Origin of the sequence: Xanthomonas rydalmerensis (assembly GCF_033170385.1) — a bacterium.
In the GTDB taxonomy this organism is placed as follows: Bacteria; Pseudomonadota; Gammaproteobacteria; order Xanthomonadales; family Xanthomonadaceae; genus Xanthomonas_A; species Xanthomonas_A rydalmerensis.
This window is the reverse complement of record NZ_CP126170.1, coordinates 2,761,105-2,779,275: the sequence shown is the minus strand read 5'-3', so window position 1 is coordinate 2,779,275 and position 18,171 is coordinate 2,761,105. Positions and strand designations below refer to the sequence as shown.

Below are 18,171 nucleotides of genomic sequence, written 5' to 3'. Positions count from 1 at the left end.
ATGCTCTTTCCGAAAAATTTCACTGATCGGCCAGCAGCGCCGCGGCCACGGCGGCGGGGCGCTTCATCCAGGCGAAATGATCGGCGGCCGCGCCCAGCTGCGCGGCGTCCAGGCAGTGGATCTGCGCGGCCGGCGTGGCCAGCTTGTCCAGCAAGCCGCGCAGCGAGGATTGCGGCGCCAGCCAGTCGTCCTGCAGCACGACGCCACGCACCGGCAGCGTCAGTTGCGCCAACTGCGCTTCCAGGTCGGTGGCCAGGCCGGCCGCGGCGTAGCGGCCACTGCGGCCCACGCGCGCCCAGTCGGCGATCAGGCCGCGCGCTTCGGTGCCGCCGAAGCCCAGACGGCGGCCGTGCAGCACGCCTTGGCGCTGCGCCAGCCACGGCAGCAGGCGGTAGGCCAGCGGCAGCAGATAGCCGCGCGGTGCGGGAAAACGACGCCAGTACGGCGTGCCGCTGGCGACCAGCCACAACGCAGCGAACGCCTGCGGCTGCAGGCTGGCGTAACAGCAGGCGAGCTGTCCGCCGAGGCTGTGGCCGCCGACGACCAGCGGCGCCGCGATCCCGCACCCGGCGATCGCCGCCTGGCTGGCGGGCAGATCCAGTTGCAGCAGGGCGCGATAGCCCCAGTCGCAGTGCCGCGACGGCCGCAGCGTGCTGCTGCCGTTGCCGCGCCATTCGTGCAGGAACACCGCGACCCCGTGTGCGGCCAGCGCTTCGGCGAACGGCAGGTAGTGACGCGCGGCCACACCCAGCGCCGGCAGCCAAAGCAGCGCCTGCCGCGGCGCATCGGGAATGCGCGCCAGCAAGGTCCAGCGATGGCCGTCGGCCGCGGCGACGGGCAGGGCGTGCTCGGCGACCGCAGCACCAATGGGGGCGGCGCTCATCATGGGCCGCGCGCCGCGCCGAAATGGTCCAGCACCGCCACGTCGCTGCGGCCGGGCCGGTAGCTGCCACGCAGCGCGCGCGCCACGTAGTCGATCGCCGCTTCGCAGGCGGCCGGCAGGGCCAGGCCCTGGCACAGCTGTGCGGCGATCGCTGCGGCGAGGGTGCAGCCGGTGCCGTGTGCGTCCAGCGCCAGTCGCGCATGGCTGAATTCGCTGCGGCTGACGCCGTCGTCGTAGCGGTCGATCACCCGCTGGCCTTCCTGCAGGTGGCCGCCCTTGAGCAGCACCGCTTGCGCGCCGGCTTCGAGCAGCGCCGCGGTGGCGTGCTCGGCGTCGTCGGCGTTGTCGATCGGGCGGCCGAGCAGCAACTGCGCTTCCGGCACGTTCGGCGTCACCAGCGTCGCCAGCGGCAACAGGCGGCCGCGCAGCGCGTCCAGGGCGTCGTCCTGCAGCAGCTTGGCGCCGCTGGTGGCCACCATCACCGGGTCCAGCACCACCCAGGGCGGGCGATATTCTTCCAGCGCGTCGGCGACCAGGTGGATCACCTCGGCGTTGGCGAGCATGCCGAGCTTGACCGCGGCGATATCGAAGTCGGCGAAGCAGGCGTCGATCTGCGCGCGCAGGAACGACAGTGGCGGCACGTGCACCGCGGTGACGCCGCGGGTGTGCTGGGCGGTCAGCGCGGCCGCCGCCGTCAGCCCGTGCACACGGTGTGCGGCGAAGGTCTTGAGATCGGCCTGGAGGCCGGCGCCGCCGCCGGAATCGGTGCCGGCGATGCTCAGTGCGGAGACGACGGTGGGTACGCTCATGCGCCGATTGTGCAGGGCTGGCGTGGGTTATGCACTCAGCCGCGCCCTCAGCGCTCGCGTCTACGGTAATGCGCCTGCAGCGCATACAAGGTGCCGACCGTGCCGGTCAGCAGGGCAGGGCCGAGCAGTGCGTCGAAGCCGACATGGCGGTAGGCCCAGGCGCCGAGCACGCCGCCGCACAGGAAGCCGCCGATGATCAGCAGGCTCAGGCGGATGCGCCGGCGCGGCAGCGGCAGGCCGCGCAGCGCCTGGCCCAGGCCGATGCCCAGGTCGGTGAACATGCCGGTAAGGTGGGTGGTGCGCACCACCGCGCCGCTGTAGATGGTGGTGGTGGCGTTCTGCAGGCCGCAGGCGATCGCGGCGAGCACGGCGCCGGCGAGTTGCTGCTGCTTGAACGCCTGCATCGCCGCCAGCAGCAGCAGCGCCTCCAGCGCCAACGCCACGCCGTAGCGGCGGCCAAGGCGCAGGCGGCTGTCCTGCACGATGAAGCCGCCGAGCAGTGATCCGCCAAGGAAGGCCAGCACCACGCCGGCCAGTTGCGCGATCGCGCGTGCGTCGCCGTCGGCCAGCGCCGCGCCGAGCAGGGTGGTGGTGCCGGTGAGGTGGGTGACCGCCTGATGTTCGAAGCCCAGATAGCCGACCACGTTGACCATGCCGGCGACGGCGGCCAGCGCCCCAGCGAAGGCCCAGGCCCAGCGTGGCAGTTCCAGGTTCATGCCGCGCGCAGGGCAGCCGCGGCGCGGCGGCCGCGGGATGCGCACGCTCCAGCGTGCCGCCCGCACTGGCGCCTGCCTGCAGCCACCTCAGCGTGCGCCGTTGAGCGCGATCTCGGAAAAGCGTTCGCTGGCCGGGTCGTAGACCGCGCCCCAGAAACGGCTGCCGCCGCCGCAGGCCTTTACCGCGTCGACCGTGGGGTCGCGCTCGCTGTTGTCGTCCGGCGCGAAGGCGTTGACGTAGATCGCCTGCTTGCCGCGGTACAGGATGCCGACGTATTGGCGATCGGACGCGGTGGGGTCGGCGATCTGCGGCTGCAGTTGCGCCAGGTGCGCCTCCAGTTGCGCGATCTGCTCCGGGGTCGGGATCCAGTAGCCGGCGACGTCGCCGTCGTGGCGCGCCGGGCTGTCACGCGAGCAGGTGTCGAGCACCTGCGCCGCGGTGCTGTTGCGGGTGACGATCCACGACTGCCCGGCCTTGACCGCGGTCGGCACCGTGGCCGGCCCGCGGGCGGTGGCGCAGGCGCCGAGCAGGGCCATGGCCAGCGTCGCGCCGGCCAGGCGCGCGCCGGCCGCCGCGTTCACAGCACCTCCGAGGCGTAGTCGGCCAGGCGCGAACGCTCGCCGCGGCGCAGGGTGATGTGCGCGCTGTGCGGCCAGGCCTTGAAGCGGTCCACCGCGTAGGTCAGGCCGGAGGTGGTCTCGGTCAGGTAGGGCGTGTCGATCTGTTCGACGTTGCCCAGGCAGACGATCTTGGTGCCGGGGCCGGCACGGGTGATCAGCGTCTTCATCTGCTTCGGGGTCAGGTTCTGCGCTTCGTCCAGGATCAGGTAGCGCGACAGGAAAGTGCGCCCGCGCATGAAGTTCATCGAGCGGATCTTGATGCGGCTGGCGAGCAGATCGTTGGTGGCCTGGCGGCCCCAGGTGCCGCCTTCCTGGGTGTGGGTGAGCACTTCCAGGTTGTCGGTGAGCGCGCCCATCCACGGCGTCATCTTCTCTTCCTCGGTGCCGGGCAGGAAGCCGATGTCCTCGCCGACGCTGACCGTGGCGCGGGTCATGATGATCTCGCGGTAGCGCTGCTGGTCCATGGTCTGCGCCAGGCCCGCGGCCAGCGCCAGCAGGGTCTTGCCGGTGCCGGCGGTGCCGAGCAGGGTGACGAAGTCGATTTCCGGGTCCATCAGCGCGTTGAGCGCGAAGTTCTGCTCGCGGTTGCGCGCGGCGATGCCCCACACCGCGTGCTGGCCGCTGCGGAAGTCGTCGACCAGCGCCAGCGTCGCCTTGCGCTCGGCGCTGACCTTGACCACGCGCAGTTCCACTTCGTCCTCGCCGGGCAGGTACAGGTACTGGTTGGGGTACCAGTCCTCGTCGGCGGCCAGGGCGATCTCGTAGCAGGTGCGGCCCTTGTCGCTCCAGCTGCGCAGGTCCTGGTTGTGCTTCTGCCAGAAATCCTCCGGCAGCTCGATCGCGCCGGTGTAGAGCAGGCTGAAATCGTCGAGCGCGCGGTCGTTCTCGTAATCCTCGGCGACCAGGCCGCTGATCGCCGCCTTGATCCGCAGGTTGATGTCCTTGGACACCAGGATCACCGGAATTTCCGGCTGTTCCTCGCGCAGCGCCAGCACCGCGGCCAGGATCTTGTTGTCCGGGGCGACGCTGCCGAAGCTGCGCCCGGGCTCGACCGGACGGATCTGGAAATACAGCCGGCCGATGCTGCCGGTGCTCTTGAGCTGGATGCCCTGCGGATGGCTGAGCGGAATGCCGGATTCGATCTGCTCGGCGCCGGCGCCCTCGATCAGTTCGTTGAGGAAACGGCTGACCTGGCGCGCGTTGCGGCTGACTTCGGACATGCCCTTCTTGGCATTGTCCAGTTCCTCGATCACCTGCATTGGCAGGAACACGTCGTGTTCCTCGAACTTGAACAGCGCGGTCGGATCGTGCATCAGCACGTTGGTATCCAGCACGTAGATGCGCTTGCCTCGGGTCATCTTGGATTCCTGAAAGAGGAGCAGGGACGAACCATCGCTGCCTGCGGGGCAGGGCGATGCGGGGTGCGGGAAACGGCAGTGATCACTGCTTGGCGGCGGCCTGCAGCGCGTCGAGCACGGCCTGGGCGTGGCCGGGAACCTTGACCTTGCGCCAGCTGCGGACCAGTTGGCCGGTCGGCGAAAGCAGGAAGGTGCTGCGCTCGATGCCCAGCACCTGGCGGCCGTACATGTTCTTTTCCTTGATCACGTCGAAGGCGCGGCACAGCGCCTCGTCGGCATCGCTGATCAGCGGGAAGCGGAAGCCCTGCTTGGCGCAGAAATTGTCGTGCGACTTCACCGAGTCGCGCGACACGCCCAGCACGGTGGCGCCGGCCTGTTCGAACTGCGGCAGCAGCGCGTTGAACTCGATGCCCTCGGTGGTGCAGCCGGGCGTGCTGTCCTTCGGATAGAAATACAGCACCAGCCAGCGGCCGGCGTAATCGCCGAGCGTGGCGCTGGCGCCGCCGGACAGCGCCAGCGGCAAGGCCAGCGTGCTGCGGTCCAGGGTGTCGCCGTCCTTCATGGGGTGTCCTCCGCGTGCATCGCCATCATCTGCGTTCGATTGCGTCGGTGTCCAGCGTGGCTCAGAACTTCATCGGGTCCATGATCGCGTCCAGGTTGAGGTGGTCGCAGAACTCGAGGAAGTCGTCGCGGAGCGCGGCGATGTGCATGTTCGCCGGCACCCCGATCGTCACCTGCGCCGAGAACATCTCCGCGCCGGTCTGCATGGCGCGGTAGCGCGTGCTCTGCAGGTTCTCGATGGTGATGCCCTGGCGGTCGAAGAAATCGGCCAGCTGGAACAGGATGCCCGGTTTGTCGGCGGCGATGACTTCGACGATGTACGGCAGCAGGTTGGACTGCGCCTGCTTGGCGCCGGTGCGGTACCACACCAGCTTCATGCCTTCCTCGCGGTCGAGGCGGGTGAGCATGGCTTCCAGCTTGGCCACCGAGTCCCACGAGCCGGTCGCCAGCGCGGTCACCGACACGTCGCGGCCGACCGTGGCCAGGCGCGCATCGACGAGATTGCAGCCGCTGTCGGCGATACGGCGCGTCACCGGCAACAAGGGCGACTCCGGATGCGTCGTGTAGGCGTTGATCAGGAGGTGATTTTCGGTCGGCGCGGGCCGGGGCGTGGTGTCGGTCAAAGGGGCTTCCGGCATTGCGTAAGGCTGAACGGCATCCGGGCGGTCGCCCGGCACGGTGTGCAGCATACTTGCCCGCGCTTTCGGGCCGCAAGTAACATGCGGGGCGACCCTGCCCCGCGTGCGGGGCCGATCCGTCCGCGCAGCCTGCGCGGCCCTCATCCTCCCAGCGAGCACCCGGCATCTTGTCCCTCTCCGGCATCATCACCGCCCTGGCCACGCCCTTTGAGGGCAATGGCGATCTCGACCTCGACGCCTGGCAGCGGCTGCTCAAACGCCAGCTCGACGGCGGCGTGCAGGGGTTGGTGGTGGCCGGATCGACCGGCGAGGCGGCCACGCTGCTGGACGCCGAATACGACCGGATCCTGCGCGAGGCGGTGCAGACGATCGGCGGGCGCGTCCCGGTGCTGGCCGGGACCGGCCTGTCCGGCACCGCCAAGACCGTGGCGCTGACCCGCCGCGCCGCCGCCAACGGCGCGCAGTACGCGCTAGTGGTGACGCCGCCGTACGTGCGCCCGACCCAGGCCGGGCTGATCGCGCATTACACCGAGGTCGCCGAGCAGGGGGGCCTGCCGGTGATGCTGTACAACGTGCCCGGCCGCACCGGCTGCGATCTGCTGCCGGAGACGGTGGCGCAGCTGGCGCAGCACCCGAACATCGTCGGCATCAAGGACGCCAGCAGCGACCCGCAGCGCATCGCCGCGCTCGCGGCCCTGCGCAGCGAGCACTTCGCCGTGTTCAGCGGCGACGACGGCAGCGCCGCGCAGGCGATCCTGGCCGGGTACGACGGACTGATTTCGGTCGCCTCCAATGCCTTGCCGTGCGCCTACCGGCGCCTGTGCGACCTGGCGCGCGCCCGCCAGACCGAGCCCGCGCAGGCATGGGACGCGCGGCTGCAGCCGTTCCATGCCTTCTGCGGCATCGAATCCAACCCGATCCCGGTCAAGGCGCTGCTGCAGCGTGCCGGGATCGGCCAAGGCCTGCGGCTACCGCTGCTGCCGCTGTCCGCGGCGCACCACGCCACGGCCGACCGACTTGCCGCCGACGCTGTCGCGTTGGAAGACCTATCCAGCCGCGAAACGCTCGCGGCCTGACTCCAGGAGATTGATTGATGCGTGCTTCCGTTCCCTACGTCCGCGTGCTGTCGGCCGCCGTGCTGGCGACCACCCTGGTCGCGGCCACCAGCGGTTGCAGCTGGTTCCACAAGGGCAAGCCGCGCGGCGACTACGCGCTGGCGCCCGACATGCGCCCGCTGGAAGTGCCGCCGGATCTGACCTCGCCCGATACCTCGGCGGCGATGAAGGTGCCGGCGCTGGCCTCGGCGCAGCGTCCAGCGGCCCCGGCCGGCCAGGCCCCGGCGGCGTCGAACAGCGGCTTCGTGGTGCCGGGCGCGCGCGACCAGGTGTTCGGCCAGGTCGGCGACGCGCTGGGCGGCATCGAAGGCGTCACCATCGCCAGCCGCGCGCAGCTGCTGGGTTCCTACGACGTGGCCTACGAAGGCAGCAACTTCCTGGTCCGCGTGGTAGCGGTGGATGCCGGCGTGTACGTCTCGGCGGTAGACCCGCGCGGCCTGCCGGCCACCGGCGAAGCGCCGGTCAAGCTGATCGCGGCGCTGAAGGCCAAGCTGGGTCACTGAGCCGGTACGGGTCCGGCGCGTGCGCCGGATCTGTTGCAGAACGCGAAACGGGCGCCGCAGTGCGCCCGTTTTCGTTCGGCGAGAACACGGCGCGGTTTCTTTGCAGATGCAAGGGGCGGCTTTAGCCGGGATGGGCTTGATCGGGATGTCCGTCGCGGCTGATCCAGAAAAGGGGACAAGCGCCATTCCTTGCTTCAGCGCGACGCTGCGCGCCGTACCCTCAACCCAACCCCTCTCCCGGAGGGAGAGGGGCTCGCGCTTCTCCCTTCTCCCTCTGGGAGAAGGTGCCCCGCAGGGGCGGATGAGGGTCGGGCGAAGCCTCGCGTCCTACGAGGGTGTAACCACCCCCGTGCCCGGTCGAGCGGCGGCAACGCGAGTTGTCAGAGGCGCCCTGAAGTCGCAGCTTGTCTCTACGGTTTTGTACGGTCTGGCGGGCGGCGCCTGGGCGGAATCCGCGGCGCGGTTACTTCTGCAGCAGCGGCAGCTTGTTCGGCTTGCCGTCCCACTCGGCAGCGTCGGGCAGCGGTTCCTGGCGCGTGGTCAGCACCGGCCAGGCCTTGGCCAGTTCCGCGTTGAGCGCGACGAAACCTTCCTGGCCGGCCGGCACATCGTCTTCGGGGTAGATGGCGTTGGCCGGGCATTCCGGCTCGCACAGGGTGCAGTCGATGCACTCGTCCGGATCGATCACCAGGAAGTTCGGGCCGGCGTGGAAGCAATCCACGGGGCACACTTCCACGCAGTCGGTGTATTTGCACTTGATGCAGTTTTCGGTGACGACGAAAGGCATGGCTCGATCCGGCGATTAACCAGGTAATTCTAATGCAAAGCGGCTGTCGCCGCCGTGTGTGGGCCGGCTGGGGGCGGCGCGCGACGTGCAGCTCAGCCGGCGAGACCGCCGTGCTGCCGCGCAAGGCGATACAGGCCGCGCGCGGCCAGATCTTCCGGATGGGTGCGCACGCTGCTGCCGAGTGCGACCAATGCATGCGCGTAGCGCTCCAGCAGGCCGCTGCCGCCGACCAGGTGCACCACCGGCGGCAAGGTGGCGTGGGCGCGCAGTTCGTGGCCGATCAGCAGCCCGGACAGGTAGGACGGTGCCGCGGCGCCGCTCAGGCGGTCGAACAGGCCCAGGCTACGCACGCCGAACAGATGGTGCAGCAGGCCGCCGGGATCGCCGCTGCGTTGCACGCCGGCATCGAACGCAGCGGAATCAAAGGCGCCGTCGTCGCTGTCCATCAATCGCGCCAGCAGGCTGTGCGTGCGCAGCAGCGCATACAGTTCGCCGGTCATCAGCGTCGCCACCGAGGCGATGCGCCCGTCCTGCAGCGTCACCCACTTGCTGTGGGTGCCGGGCAGGCAGACGTGGTGGACGTCGGCCGCATGCGGTTCCTGTGCGAGCAATGCGAGCAGGCCGATCAGTTGGGTCTCCTCGCCGCGCATCACGTCCGGCACGGCATCGGCATCGCTGGCCACGCCGGGCACGAACCACAGCGTGCGGCCGGGCAGGGCCGGGTCCTGCAGCGGCTGCATCGCCGCGGCCAGCGCGGCGGCGTCGGCCGGGCAGGGCGCGTATGGCAGTTCGATCCAACCGTTGCGGCTGCCGATCATCCCGCACAGGACGACGTCGCCGTCCCAGCCGTCGATCAAGGTGGCCAGGGTCGCGGCGAAGCGGCCCTGGCAGGCGGCGATGCCCTGGTCGCTGCGGCGCTGTTCAAGGATGCTGCCCTCGGCATCGAGCCGATAGCCGCGCAGGCTGCTGGTGCCCCAGTCGACGACGATCATGCGCTGGCGATGCGTCCTTCGGGCAGGCCGGCGATACCGACCGCAGCCACGAACACGCCGCCGGCCTGCGGCGTGCGCGCCAGTTCATCGTCGGTGTGGTCCTGCCGCGAGGTGCTCAGGAACAGGGTGCCGCCATCGGCACCGCCCAGGGCGGGGCAGGTGGGATGCTTGACCGGCAGGGCGACGCTGCGCTCGACGCTGCCGTCGGGGCGATAGCGCACCACGCGCCAGGCGCGCCATTGCGCGTTCCACAGGTGGCCTTCAGCGTCGACGATGGCGCCGTCCGGCTCGGCATCGGGGTGATCCAGTTCGGCGAATACGCGGCTGTTGGCGGTGTGCGCGGTGTCCGGGTCGTAGTCGCAGCACAGGATGCGCGGCTGCACCGAGTCGCAGTAGTACAGGGTGCGGCCGTCGGCGCTGAAACAGATCGCGTTGGGGATGGCCACGCCCGGCAGCGGCAGGCGGCGCAGGCCGTGGCGTGCCGACCATTGGTAGAAGCTGCCGACCGGCGCCTGGTCGTCGCGTTCGCTCATGGTGCCGAACACGAAGTTGCCGTGGCGGTCGGCGCGGCCGTCGTTGCTGCGGGTGTCGTCGCGCTCCGGCTCCACGTCCGCCAGATGCTGCAGCGGCAGCGCGCTGTCGGCCTCGGCGGCGGCGTCCGGATCGGCGGCGTACACGCCCTTGGCCAGCGCCAGCAGCAGGCGGCCATCATCGAACAGGCCCAGGCAGCCGGGGCGGTCGGGCAGGTCCCAATGGCGGCTGACGTTGCTGGCGGGATCGTGGCGCCACAGGCGGCGGCCGCTGATGTCGACCCAGAACAGCACGCCGCGGCGCTCGCACCACAGCATGCCTTCGCCATGCTCACAGCGGCTGTCCACCGCCAGGGTGGCGGTGTGGCGGGGCGGAATGGAAACGTTCATCGGCTCACCACTCGGCGATGCTGCCGTCGGCGTGACGCCAGATGGGGTTGTGCCAGTCGGGTGGGTTGGCGTTGGCATGGCGCAGGCGCTCCTCATCGATCTCGACGCCGAGGCCCGGTTTGGGCAGGGCGGCGATGCTGCCGCCATTGTCGCAGGCGAAGTCGTCCTTGTTGAGCACGTAGTCGAGCAGGTCGGCGCCTTCGTTGTAGTGGATGCCGATGCTCTGTTCCTGCAGCACCGCGTTGTGCGAGACGAAATCCACCTGCAGGCAGGCCGCCAGCGCCACCGGGCCGAGCGGGCAGTGCGGCGCCAGGCCGACCTCGTAGGCCTCAGCCATGCTGGCGATCTTCAGGCATTCGGTGATGCCGCCGGCGTGCGAGAGGTCCGGCTGCAGCAGCGACAGGCCGCCGGCCTGCAGCACCGGCTTGAAGTCGAAGCGCGAGAACATGCGCTCGCCGGCCGCCAGCGGGATCGGCGTGGACGCGGCCAGCCGCGGGTAGTACTCGGCCTGCTCGGGCAGCACCGGCTCCTCGACGAACAGCGGCTTGAACGGTTCCAGTTCGCGCAGCAGCACGCGTGCCATCGGTGCGGCGACGCGGCCATGGAAATCGATGCCGAAATCGATGGCGGTGCCGAAGGCCTCGCGGATCTGCGCCACCTTGGCCACCGCCGCATCCACCGCGCGCGGGCCGTCGATCAGCTTCATTTCCTCGGTGCCGTTGAACTTGAAGGTGTCGAAGCCGAGGTCGCGGTAGCCCTGGATCTGCGCGATGGTCGCCGCGGGGCGGTCGCCGCCGACCCAGCGGTAGGTCTTCATGCGGTCGCGCACGCGCCCGCCCAGCAGTTCGTACACCGGCACGCCCAACGCCTTGCCCTTGATGTCCCACAGCGCCTGGTCGATGCCGGCGATGGCGCTCATCAGGATCGGGCCGCCGCGGTAGAAGCCGCCGCGGTAGAGCATCTGCCAGATGTCGTTGATCCGCGCCGGGTCCTTGCCGATCAGGCTCTCGCCGAGTTCGCGCACCGCGGCCTCGACGCTGCGCGCGCGGCCTTCGATGACCGGCTCGCCCCAGCCGGTGATGCCTTCGTCGGTCTCGACCTTCAGGAACAGCCAGCGCGGCGCGGCGTGGTAGGTGGTGAGGCGGACGATCTTCATGCGCGGTCCAGATAGGCGTGGCGGAAGGCGGCGGCGTGCGCCTGGGTCTGGGTCAGCGGCTGGCCGGGGCGGTACAACTCGCCGCCGATGCCGGCGCCGATCGCGCCGGCGCTCAGGTAGTCGTGCAGGGTCTCGGTGTTGACGCCGCCGACCACGAACAGCGGCACCTGCGCCGGCAGCACCGCGCGCAGGGCGCGCACGTGGCCGGGGCCGTAGGTGGCGGCGGGGAATAGCTTGAGCATCTGCGCGCCGGCGTCCAACGCATCGAACGCCTCGGTGGCCGTGGCGAAGCCGGCCACCACCTGCAGGCCGCGCGCCACCGCGTGGCGGATCACCGGCGGGCGCGTGTTGGGGGTGACGATGAAGCGCGCGCCCAGATCGGCCAGCGCGTCGACGTCGCCGATCTGCAGCACGGTACCGCCGCCGATCCAGCCGCGCTGCCCGAACGTCTGCGCGGCCGGGCCGATGCTGTCGGCCCAGCGCGGCGAATTGAGCGGAATCTCAATCGCGTCGTAGCCGGCGTCGACCAGCGCCCCGACGTGCGCCAGCGCGTCCTCCGGGGTGAGGCCGCGCAGGATCGCGATCAGCGGGAGTCGGAACGGGGAAGCGGCGGACATCGGGGTACCTGGCGGAAGCGGCGTTGAAGGAGGCGCGCGGTCAGCGCGGTGCCGGGTGCGGCCTGGCGGCAAGGCCGCGGTCCGCGCACGCTGCATCGACGCTGGCGCGAACCCGGCTGAATCGGCCTGCCTGCGTTGGCATGGGCGGCGGCGACGCCAGCAGGGGCGCGATGGGCGGTAGCCTGCGCGCGTGAGCTATGCTCTGCAAATGAAATTTTAGGCATATTCTATTCCGTCGCCGAATACACGGCGTCGCCCTCAGGATGCCTGCCCACGATGAATGCTGCTGCCAATCCCTGGTTCAATGCCGCGCGCCTGAAGACCCGGCACCTGTTGCTGCTGCTGCAGTTGCACGAACACCGTTCGGTGCTGCGCGCGGCCGAGGCGGCCAGCATGACCCAGCCGGCGGCGTCCAAGCTGCTGGCGGAGATGGAGGACCTGCTGGGAGTGAAGCTGTTCGAGCGCCACGCACGCGGGGTCGAGCCGACTTGGTACGGGCAGGTGCTGATCCGCCGCGCGCGCGCGGCGATGTCGGAGATCGGCCGCGCCCAGGAAGAGATCGCCGCGCTGTGCGAAGGGCGCATGGGCCAGGTCTCGATCGGCACCGTGGTCAATCCGGGCACCAACCTGGTGCCGCAGGCGATCGCCGAGGTCAAGCGCGAGTTCCCCGGCATCCTGGTGCGGGTGGAGATGGACTACAGCCGGCCGCTGGTGGCCAAGCTGCTCGACGGCCAGCTCGACATCGTGATCGGGCGCATCCTCGGCCCTTACGGCGCCGAGGCGCTGGAGTTCGAGCCATTGGCCGACGAGCCGCATTCGGTGATCGCCCGCGCCGGCCATCCGCTGTCCACCCGCGCCGACCTGCGCCATGCCGACCTGGCCCGCTACGGCTGGGTGCTGCCGCCGGCCGACAGCGTGCTCCGTGCGCGCCTGGACGCGATGTTCCTGGAGCACGCGGTGCCGGCGCCGCAGAACGTCATCGAGACTTCCTCGCTGCCGGTGATGACCAGCCTGCTGCGCGGCAGCGACCTGCTGGCCGCGCTGCCGGCCGAGGCGGTGGCGCCGTACGTGCAGGCCAAGCTGCTGACGGTGCTGCCGATCACGCTGGGCGTGCGCATGGAATCGTTCGGCATCGTGCGCCGCCGCGACTACCTGTTGCCGCCGGGCGCCGAACGGGTGTTGCTGGCGCTGCGCAACGCCGCCAAGCGGCTGTATCCCGAGCGGGCGGCGAGCGTTTGAACGCGGCCGCAGGCACTGCCCATCGCGCGGACGATTTCGTAGACATGCCGTGGTGCGCATCCCGCTAGTCTGGAATCACATAGCTGGACGGGAATTTTTCATTTGCTTCACGCGAAGTGCATTTCTAGTCTCGGCCGATCGCGTTAGCGACCGACTTGCCACTCTGCGCAGCGGCGCCTTCCGATACGGCAACGGCTGAGACCGACGCCGTCACAACTCGCAGGACGGCGCCCTGGCGCGACCGTCGCCCGTGTCTGTGTGCATGTCTCCTGGGAGGGAAACAGCATGGCATCGCAGCATCCTCGTGGTCCGGCTCTGCCGACCGCAGCGTCACGTCGTCCCCGCGTTTTGCCGCGTTCGCTCATCGCGCTGAGCATCGGCTTGCTGCTCAGCGCACAGGCGCTGGCGCAGGAGGCGGAGCCTGCGACCGCGCAGCCTGCCGCCCGCAAGAAGGGCGACCCCGTGACCCAGCTCGATGCGGTCGAGGTCAAGGGGGTACGCGGCAGCCTGATCAAGTCGCAATCGATCAAGCACGATGCCGAGCAGATCGTCGATTCGGTCAGCGCCGAGGACATCGGCGCATTGCCGGACCGCAGCGTCACCGAGACCCTGCAGCGGGTCAGCGGCGTGACCATCGATCACTTCATGGCGCGCAACGATCCGGACCACTTCTCGGCCGAGGGCAGCGGGGTGATGATTCGCGGCATGACCCAGGTGCGCGGCGAACTCAACGGCCGCGACAGCTTCAGCGCCGCCAGCGGCCGCGGGCTCAGTTTCGAGGACGTGCCGGCCGAACTGATGGCCGGCGTGGACGTGTACAAGAATCCATCGGCGGAAATCATCGAAGGCGGCCTCGGCGGCACGGTCAATCTGCGCACGCGCATGCCGTTCGACCAGCCGGGTCGGGTGGTCGGCGCCACCGCGGACATCAACTACGGCGACATGAGCAAGACCTACAAGCCGTCCGGCTCGTTCCTGTTCAGCGATCGCTGGACCACCGGCCTCGGCGAGATGGGCCTCATGCTCGACGTGGCGCACTCGGAACTGGCCACGCGCAGCGACGGCATCCAGGTCGAGCCGTTCGTGCGCCGCACCGATCCGGCGCTGCTCGCCGGGACTACGTTCGACAAGGTGTACGTGCCGGGTGGGGTCAACTGGCGGCAGATGGATTTCGAGCGCAAGCGCAAGGGCGTGGCGGCCGCGTTCCAGTGGCGCCCCAGCGATGCCACCGAGCTCTACGTGCAGTACCTGCGCTCGTCCTACGACATGAACTGGCGCGATCGCGCCGCGTTCTTCAACGACGACACCAACGCCATCGTGCCGGCGCCAGGCACCACCTTCACCTACGATAGCGAAGGCCGTTTCGTCAGCGGCTCGCCGGTATCCAACTCGTGGCGCGGCAACGTCACCGGCAACGATGGCGTGCGCTTCTACACCGACAACCGCTATGCCCAGCAGAGCACCACCACCTCCGATCTGTCCGGCGGCTTCAGCCATCGCCTGACCGACCGGCTGACCGTGCGCGGCGACATGCAACTGGTGCGCTCGCAGAGCGACGTGCTGGATTTCACCTTGTTCAGCTCGATCTACCTGCCGGGCCTGAACGTGGACCTCGGCGGCCGCTACCCGGCGGTGACCCTGGCCGACCCCGGCTACACCGCCAACCCCTCCAACTATTTCTGGAGCGCGGCGATGGACCACCTGGCGAAGAACCGCGGCCGCGAGCTGGCCACGCGCTTCGACCTGGAATACAGCTACGACGACAACCCCTGGCTGCGCACCTTCCGCGCCGGCATCCGCGCCACCGACCGCACCCAGACCAACAAGAACTCCGGCTACAACTGGGGCGTGATCACCGACAACTGGGCCACCATCCCCGGTACGGCCACCGGCCTGGCCGACCTGGCCAACTACATGACGGCCTCGTCATCGCTGTACACCTACTCGAACCTGTTCCGCGGCAAGGTGAACGTGCCGACGCAGTTGGTCTTTCCGCGCAACAGCGCGGTCAAGGACTACGCCGGCACCTCGGCGCTGATCGAGCAGATCGTTGCGCTGCGCGGTTATGGCTGGGCACCGGACCAGTACCAGTTGCAGGACACCAACCGCCAGTTCGAGCGCACCCAGGCGGCGTACATGGTGATGTACTTCGGCAACGACGATGCGCTGGGCGTGCCGGTGGACGGCAACATCGGCGTGCGCGTGGTGCAGACCAAGACCGAGGCGGCGGGCTATGGCCAGTATCCGGACCTCTCTGCCACCTCGGCTTCGGGCGACCTCAAGTCCCGGTACTACGGGCAGTACTTCCAGAACTCCGCGCAGAATAGTTACACCGACGTGCTGCCGAGCTTCAACCTGCGCTTCAAGTTCTCCGATGCGCTGCAACTGCGCCTGGCCGCGTCCAAGGCGATGGCGCGACCCGACTACACCCAGTTGCAGCCGTATCTGCTGTTGGCTGCCACCATGAACGACGACGGATCGCCGAAGGACTGGACCGGCACCGCCGGCAATCCCAACCTCAAGCCGATGAAGGCCGACCAGTACGACGCGGCGCTTGAGTGGTACTTCGACAGCAGCGACATGATGTACCTGACGCTGTTCTACAAAAGCGTCAAGGACTACTTCTCCAACCAGACCGTCACCGAGAACTACGGCGGCCAGGACTTCCTGGTGACGCGCCCGTACAACATGGACAAGGGCCGCATCCGCGGCTTCGAGTACGGCTACACCCAGTTCTTCGATTCGCTGCCGGGCTGGATGAGCGGCTTCGGGGTCAATGCCAACTTCACCTTCGTCGACAGCAGTGGCGGCGTGAACACGGCCACCGATCCGTACACAAAGACCACCGTGACCGGCGTGGCGTTGCCGCTGGAAGGCCTGTCGCGGCGCAGCTACAACCTCGCCGGCATCTACGAGAAGGGGCCGCTGTCGGTGCGCCTGGCCTACAACTGGCGCTCGCGCTACCTGCTCACCGCCAGCGACGTGGCGACCAAGCTGCCGACCTGGTCGGACGACTATGGCCAGCTCGACGGCTCGGTGTTCTACCGCTTCACCCCACACCTGCAGTTGGGCATCCAGGCCAACAACCTCACCAATTCGGTGACCAAGGTACTGATGGGGCCGACCTCCTACAGCGACGGCGAGGTCGATCCGCGCCTGTACACGCGCAGTTGGTTCGTCAACGATCGCCGTTACTCGCTGGTGCTGCGCGCCAACTGGTAGGCGCTGCGCAGCGTCCGGCACGCGATCCGCCTGCGGCGAGGCGGGCGGCCGCTGCCGGCCTTTCCCCCATGTAGGACCCGCTCATGGCCGCACCCTTGTTCCCCACCGTTCGCCGCCTGGCGCTGCTGGCCCTGGCGCTCGCGTCATGGCCGGCGGCGGCGGAGCTGCAGTTGCCCTTGCTGTTCGACGACGGCGCGGTACTGCAACGCGATGCGCCGATCCCCATGTGGGGCTGGGCCACGCCCGGCGCACGCATCCAGGCGCGCCTGGACGGCGCCAGCGCCAGTGCGGTCGCCGGCGCCGATGGCCGCTGGCAGCTGCAGTTGCCGGCACATGCGGCCGGTGGCCCGTACGTGCTGCAGGTGCAGGGCGACGGCAGCCAGCGCCGCATCGCCGACGTGTTGATCGGCGACGTGTGGCTGGCCAGCGGCCAGTCCAACATGGAGTGGCCGCTGGCGCAGGCGCGCGATGGCGCGCGCGAAGTGGCGGCGGCGACGGATCCGCAACTGCGCAACTTCAAGGTGCCCAAGGCCTGGGCGGCGCAGCCGCAGCCGCGGCTGCCCGGCGGCAACTGGGTCGCGGCCACACCTGCTACCGCGGGCGCGTTCTCGGCGGTGGCGTATTTCTTCGCGCGCGACCTGCGCCAGCACACCGGGGTGCCGATCGGCATCATCGACAGCACTTGGCAGGGCAGCGCGATCGAGGCCTGGATGGACGCGGCCTCGCCGGGAGTGGATGCGGCGCAGGTGCGCATGCGCATCGCGCAGATGCAGGTCAAGGACGCAAAGGAGCTTGGCGAGACCAGGCGGCGCCTGGCGCGCTGGCCGCAGCCGACGGACGCGCAGGCGGACGCGGGCTGGGCGGCGGCCGACCTGGACGATCGCGACTGGGACCGTCAGCCGCTGCCGGGGCTGTGGGAGCAGCACGGCTACGTCGGCATGGACGGCGTCGCCTGGTATCGCACCACCTTTACCCTGAGCGCGGCCGAGGCCAAGACCGGCGCGGTCGTGGGGATTGGGCCGGCCGACGATGCCGACACCACCTACGTCAACGGCGTCGAGGTCGGCCACACCGAAGGGCGCTACACCGAGCCACGCCGTTACCGCGTGCCGCCGACGGCGCTGCGCGCTGGCGTCAACCACATCGCCATCCGGATCCTGGACACCGGCGGCTTCGGCGGCATTCCCGGCGATGCGGCGGCGTTCTTCGTGCAGCCCGACGGCGCCCAGCCGCGCTCGCTCGCCGGCGACTGGCAGTTCCGGCCGGGCAAGGTGACGTTGGCCGCCAACGACGACAAGAACCAGGTCCCGACGTTGCTGTATAACGCGATGATCCATCCCTTGCAGCCGTTTCCGGTCAAGGGCGTGATCTGGTACCAGGGCGAGAGCAACGCCTACCCGTACGGCGCGCTGCGCTACCGCGAGCAGTTCGCGTCGCTGATCGGGCGCTGGCGGCAGGAACGCGCACAGCCGCAACTGCCGTTCCTGTGGGTGCAACTGGCCAACTGGAAGGCCGGCAACGACCAGGGCGACCTGAGCCCGTGGGCGCAACTGCGCGAATCGCAGACCAGGACGCTGGCGCTGCCGGCGACCGGACAGGCGGTGACCATCGACATCGGCATGCCGGACAACATCCATCCCACCAACAAGCAGGACGTGGGACATCGCCTGGCGCTGGTGGCGCGGCATGTGGCCTACGGCGAAACGCTGATCTACAGCGCGCCGGTGTTCGCGCGCGCCACGTTCGCCGATGGCCAGGCGCGGGTGATGTTCGACCTGATGGGCAGTGCGCTGGCGGTGCGCGGCGGCGGCAACGTGGTGCGCGGCTTCGCCCTGGCCGGTGCCGATCGCCGCTTCCATCCGGCGCAGGCGCGCATCGAGGGCGACCAGGTCGTGGTCCACAGCGACGAGGTGCCGCAGCCGCAGGCGCTGCGCTACGCCTGGAGCGAGAACCCCGAGGACGCCAACCTGGTCAACCGCGAGCAGTTGCCGGTGGGCCCGTTCCGCACCGACAGCTGGTGAGGCAGGGCACGCG

At 69.6% G+C, this 18,171-nt stretch carries 17 protein-coding genes; 5 read left to right on the top strand and 12 right to left on the bottom strand.

The genetic code is table 11. From position 1 onward, the window contains the following. Positions 1 to 19: 19 nt before the first annotated feature. The 7 genes from QN245_RS11625 to QN245_RS11595 all read right to left on the bottom strand — a co-directional run bounded on the left by QN245_RS11625 (position 20) and on the right by QN245_RS11595 (position 5,586). Complete coding sequence (locus QN245_RS11625; RefSeq protein WP_317843236.1) at positions 20 to 883, bottom strand: alpha/beta hydrolase family protein; 864 nt, start codon at positions 881 to 883, stop codon at positions 20 to 22. Next, positions 883 to 1,692 carry a bifunctional hydroxymethylpyrimidine kinase/phosphomethylpyrimidine kinase gene (gene thiD, locus QN245_RS11620; RefSeq protein ID WP_317843235.1) on the bottom strand — a complete coding sequence of 270 codons (810 nt, stop codon included), beginning with the start codon at positions 1,690 to 1,692 and terminating at the stop codon, positions 883 to 885. Before thiD ends, QN245_RS11625 begins: the two co-directional genes overlap by 1 nt. Positions 1,693 to 1,739: 47 nt before the next feature. Continuing rightward, positions 1,740 to 2,408 (bottom strand): YoaK family protein, encoded by a 669-nt coding sequence (locus QN245_RS11615; protein ID WP_317843234.1) that lies wholly within the window; start codon positions 2,406 to 2,408, stop codon positions 1,740 to 1,742. Positions 2,409 to 2,495: 87 nt separating this feature from the next. Continuing rightward, entirely contained in the window at positions 2,496 to 2,945 is a 450-nt protein-coding gene (locus QN245_RS11610) for a hypothetical protein (protein WP_317845357.1), read from the bottom strand. 41 nt (positions 2,946 to 2,986) lie between these two features. Beyond that, positions 2,987 to 4,387 (bottom strand): PhoH family protein, encoded by a 1,401-nt coding sequence (locus tag QN245_RS11605; protein WP_160969602.1) that lies wholly within the window; start codon positions 4,385 to 4,387, stop codon positions 2,987 to 2,989. Between the two features lie 82 nt (positions 4,388 to 4,469). After that, a complete protein-coding gene (locus QN245_RS11600) occupies positions 4,470 to 4,949 on the bottom strand; it encodes a peroxiredoxin (RefSeq protein ID WP_010343914.1) in 480 nt (159 codons plus the stop codon). A gap of 61 nt (positions 4,950 to 5,010) precedes the next feature. Next, positions 5,011 to 5,586 (bottom strand): glycine cleavage system transcriptional repressor, encoded by a 576-nt coding sequence (locus QN245_RS11595; RefSeq protein WP_087943489.1) that lies wholly within the window; start codon positions 5,584 to 5,586, stop codon positions 5,011 to 5,013. Between the two features lie 167 nt (positions 5,587 to 5,753). Here QN245_RS11595 and dapA point away from each other — a divergent pair, with 167 nt between their 5' ends. Further along, on the top strand, positions 5,754 to 6,662 hold the full coding sequence (gene dapA, locus QN245_RS11590) for a 4-hydroxy-tetrahydrodipicolinate synthase (RefSeq protein WP_317843233.1): 909 nt from the start codon (positions 5,754 to 5,756) through the stop codon (positions 6,660 to 6,662). 17 nt (positions 6,663 to 6,679) lie between these two features. Continuing rightward, positions 6,680 to 7,204: a hypothetical protein gene (locus tag QN245_RS11585; RefSeq protein ID WP_048489026.1), complete on the top strand. Its 525-nt coding sequence runs from the start codon at positions 6,680 to 6,682 to the stop codon at positions 7,202 to 7,204. A 463-nt stretch (positions 7,205 to 7,667) separates the two neighbouring features. Here QN245_RS11585 and fdxA read toward each other — a convergent pair whose 3' ends face one another. The 5 genes from fdxA to QN245_RS11560 form a co-directional block, all read right to left on the bottom strand. Next, positions 7,668 to 7,991 (bottom strand): ferredoxin FdxA, encoded by a 324-nt coding sequence (gene fdxA / locus QN245_RS11580; protein ID WP_017909525.1) that lies wholly within the window; start codon positions 7,989 to 7,991, stop codon positions 7,668 to 7,670. A 92-nt stretch (positions 7,992 to 8,083) separates the two neighbouring features. Then, complete coding sequence (locus QN245_RS11575) at positions 8,084 to 8,983, bottom strand: 2-dehydro-3-deoxygalactonokinase (RefSeq protein ID WP_317843232.1); 900 nt, start codon at positions 8,981 to 8,983, stop codon at positions 8,084 to 8,086. Then, the gene (locus tag QN245_RS11570) at positions 8,980 to 9,903 is read right to left on the bottom strand and encodes an SMP-30/gluconolactonase/LRE family protein (protein WP_317843231.1); all 924 of its coding nucleotides are present in this window, start codon (positions 9,901 to 9,903) and stop codon (positions 8,980 to 8,982) included. Before QN245_RS11570 ends, QN245_RS11575 begins: the two co-directional genes overlap by 4 nt. Before the next feature lie 4 nt (positions 9,904 to 9,907). Beyond that, on the bottom strand, positions 9,908 to 11,059 hold the full coding sequence (dgoD, locus tag QN245_RS11565; RefSeq protein WP_160946586.1) for a galactonate dehydratase: 1,152 nt from the start codon (positions 11,057 to 11,059) through the stop codon (positions 9,908 to 9,910). Beyond that, entirely contained in the window at positions 11,056 to 11,676 is a 621-nt protein-coding gene (locus QN245_RS11560) for a 2-dehydro-3-deoxy-6-phosphogalactonate aldolase (RefSeq protein ID WP_184647212.1), read from the bottom strand. Before QN245_RS11560 ends, dgoD begins: the two co-directional genes overlap by 4 nt. A gap of 276 nt (positions 11,677 to 11,952) precedes the next feature. Between QN245_RS11560 and QN245_RS11555 the strand changes: the two genes are divergently transcribed. The 3 genes from QN245_RS11555 (at position 11,953) to QN245_RS11545 (ending at position 18,158) form a co-directional block, all read left to right on the top strand. After that, a complete protein-coding gene (locus tag QN245_RS11555; protein WP_160969612.1) occupies positions 11,953 to 12,915 on the top strand; it encodes a LysR substrate-binding domain-containing protein in 963 nt (320 codons plus the stop codon). 285 nt (positions 12,916 to 13,200) lie between these two features. Beyond that, complete coding sequence (locus QN245_RS11550; protein WP_317843230.1) at positions 13,201 to 16,137, top strand: TonB-dependent receptor; 2,937 nt, start codon at positions 13,201 to 13,203, stop codon at positions 16,135 to 16,137. 83 nt (positions 16,138 to 16,220) lie between these two features. After that, the gene (locus QN245_RS11545; protein ID WP_317843229.1) at positions 16,221 to 18,158 is read left to right on the top strand and encodes a sialate O-acetylesterase; all 1,938 of its coding nucleotides are present in this window, start codon (positions 16,221 to 16,223) and stop codon (positions 18,156 to 18,158) included. Positions 18,159 to 18,171 lie beyond the last annotated feature (13 nt).

Bases quoted from the DNA above. Each gene is read 5' to 3' on its own strand.
- QN245_RS11615 (WP_317843234.1), bottom strand. From the start codon at position 2,408: ATGAACCTGGAACTGCCACGCTGGGCCTGGGCCTTCGCTGGGGCGCTG.
- dgoD (WP_160946586.1), bottom strand. From the start codon at position 11,059: ATGAAGATCGTCCGCCTCACCACCTACCACGCCGCGCCGCGCTGGCTG.
- fdxA (WP_017909525.1), bottom strand. From the start codon at position 7,991: ATGCCTTTCGTCGTCACCGAAAACTGCATCAAGTGCAAATACACCGAC.
- QN245_RS11550 (WP_317843230.1), top strand. From the start codon at position 13,201: ATGGCATCGCAGCATCCTCGTGGTCCGGCTCTGCCGACCGCAGCGTCA.
- QN245_RS11575 (WP_317843232.1), bottom strand. From the start codon at position 8,983: ATGATCGTCGTCGACTGGGGCACCAGCAGCCTGCGCGGCTATCGGCTC.
- thiD (WP_317843235.1), bottom strand. From the start codon at position 1,692: ATGAGCGTACCCACCGTCGTCTCCGCACTGAGCATCGCCGGCACCGAT.
- QN245_RS11570 (WP_317843231.1), bottom strand. From the start codon at position 9,903: ATGAACGTTTCCATTCCGCCCCGCCACACCGCCACCCTGGCGGTGGAC.
- QN245_RS11560 (WP_184647212.1), bottom strand. From the start codon at position 11,676: ATGTCCGCCGCTTCCCCGTTCCGACTCCCGCTGATCGCGATCCTGCGC.
- QN245_RS11625 (WP_317843236.1), bottom strand. From the start codon at position 883: ATGAGCGCCGCCCCCATTGGTGCTGCGGTCGCCGAGCACGCCCTGCCC.
- QN245_RS11595 (WP_087943489.1), bottom strand. From the start codon at position 5,586: ATGCCGGAAGCCCCTTTGACCGACACCACGCCCCGGCCCGCGCCGACC.
- QN245_RS11600 (WP_010343914.1), bottom strand. From the start codon at position 4,949: ATGAAGGACGGCGACACCCTGGACCGCAGCACGCTGGCCTTGCCGCTG.
- QN245_RS11610 (WP_317845357.1), bottom strand. From the start codon at position 2,945: ATGGCCCTGCTCGGCGCCTGCGCCACCGCCCGCGGGCCGGCCACGGTG.
- QN245_RS11605 (WP_160969602.1), bottom strand. From the start codon at position 4,387: ATGACCCGAGGCAAGCGCATCTACGTGCTGGATACCAACGTGCTGATG.
- QN245_RS11545 (WP_317843229.1), top strand. From the start codon at position 16,221: ATGGCCGCACCCTTGTTCCCCACCGTTCGCCGCCTGGCGCTGCTGGCC.
- QN245_RS11555 (WP_160969612.1), top strand. From the start codon at position 11,953: ATGAATGCTGCTGCCAATCCCTGGTTCAATGCCGCGCGCCTGAAGACC.
- QN245_RS11585 (WP_048489026.1), top strand. From the start codon at position 6,680: ATGCGTGCTTCCGTTCCCTACGTCCGCGTGCTGTCGGCCGCCGTGCTG.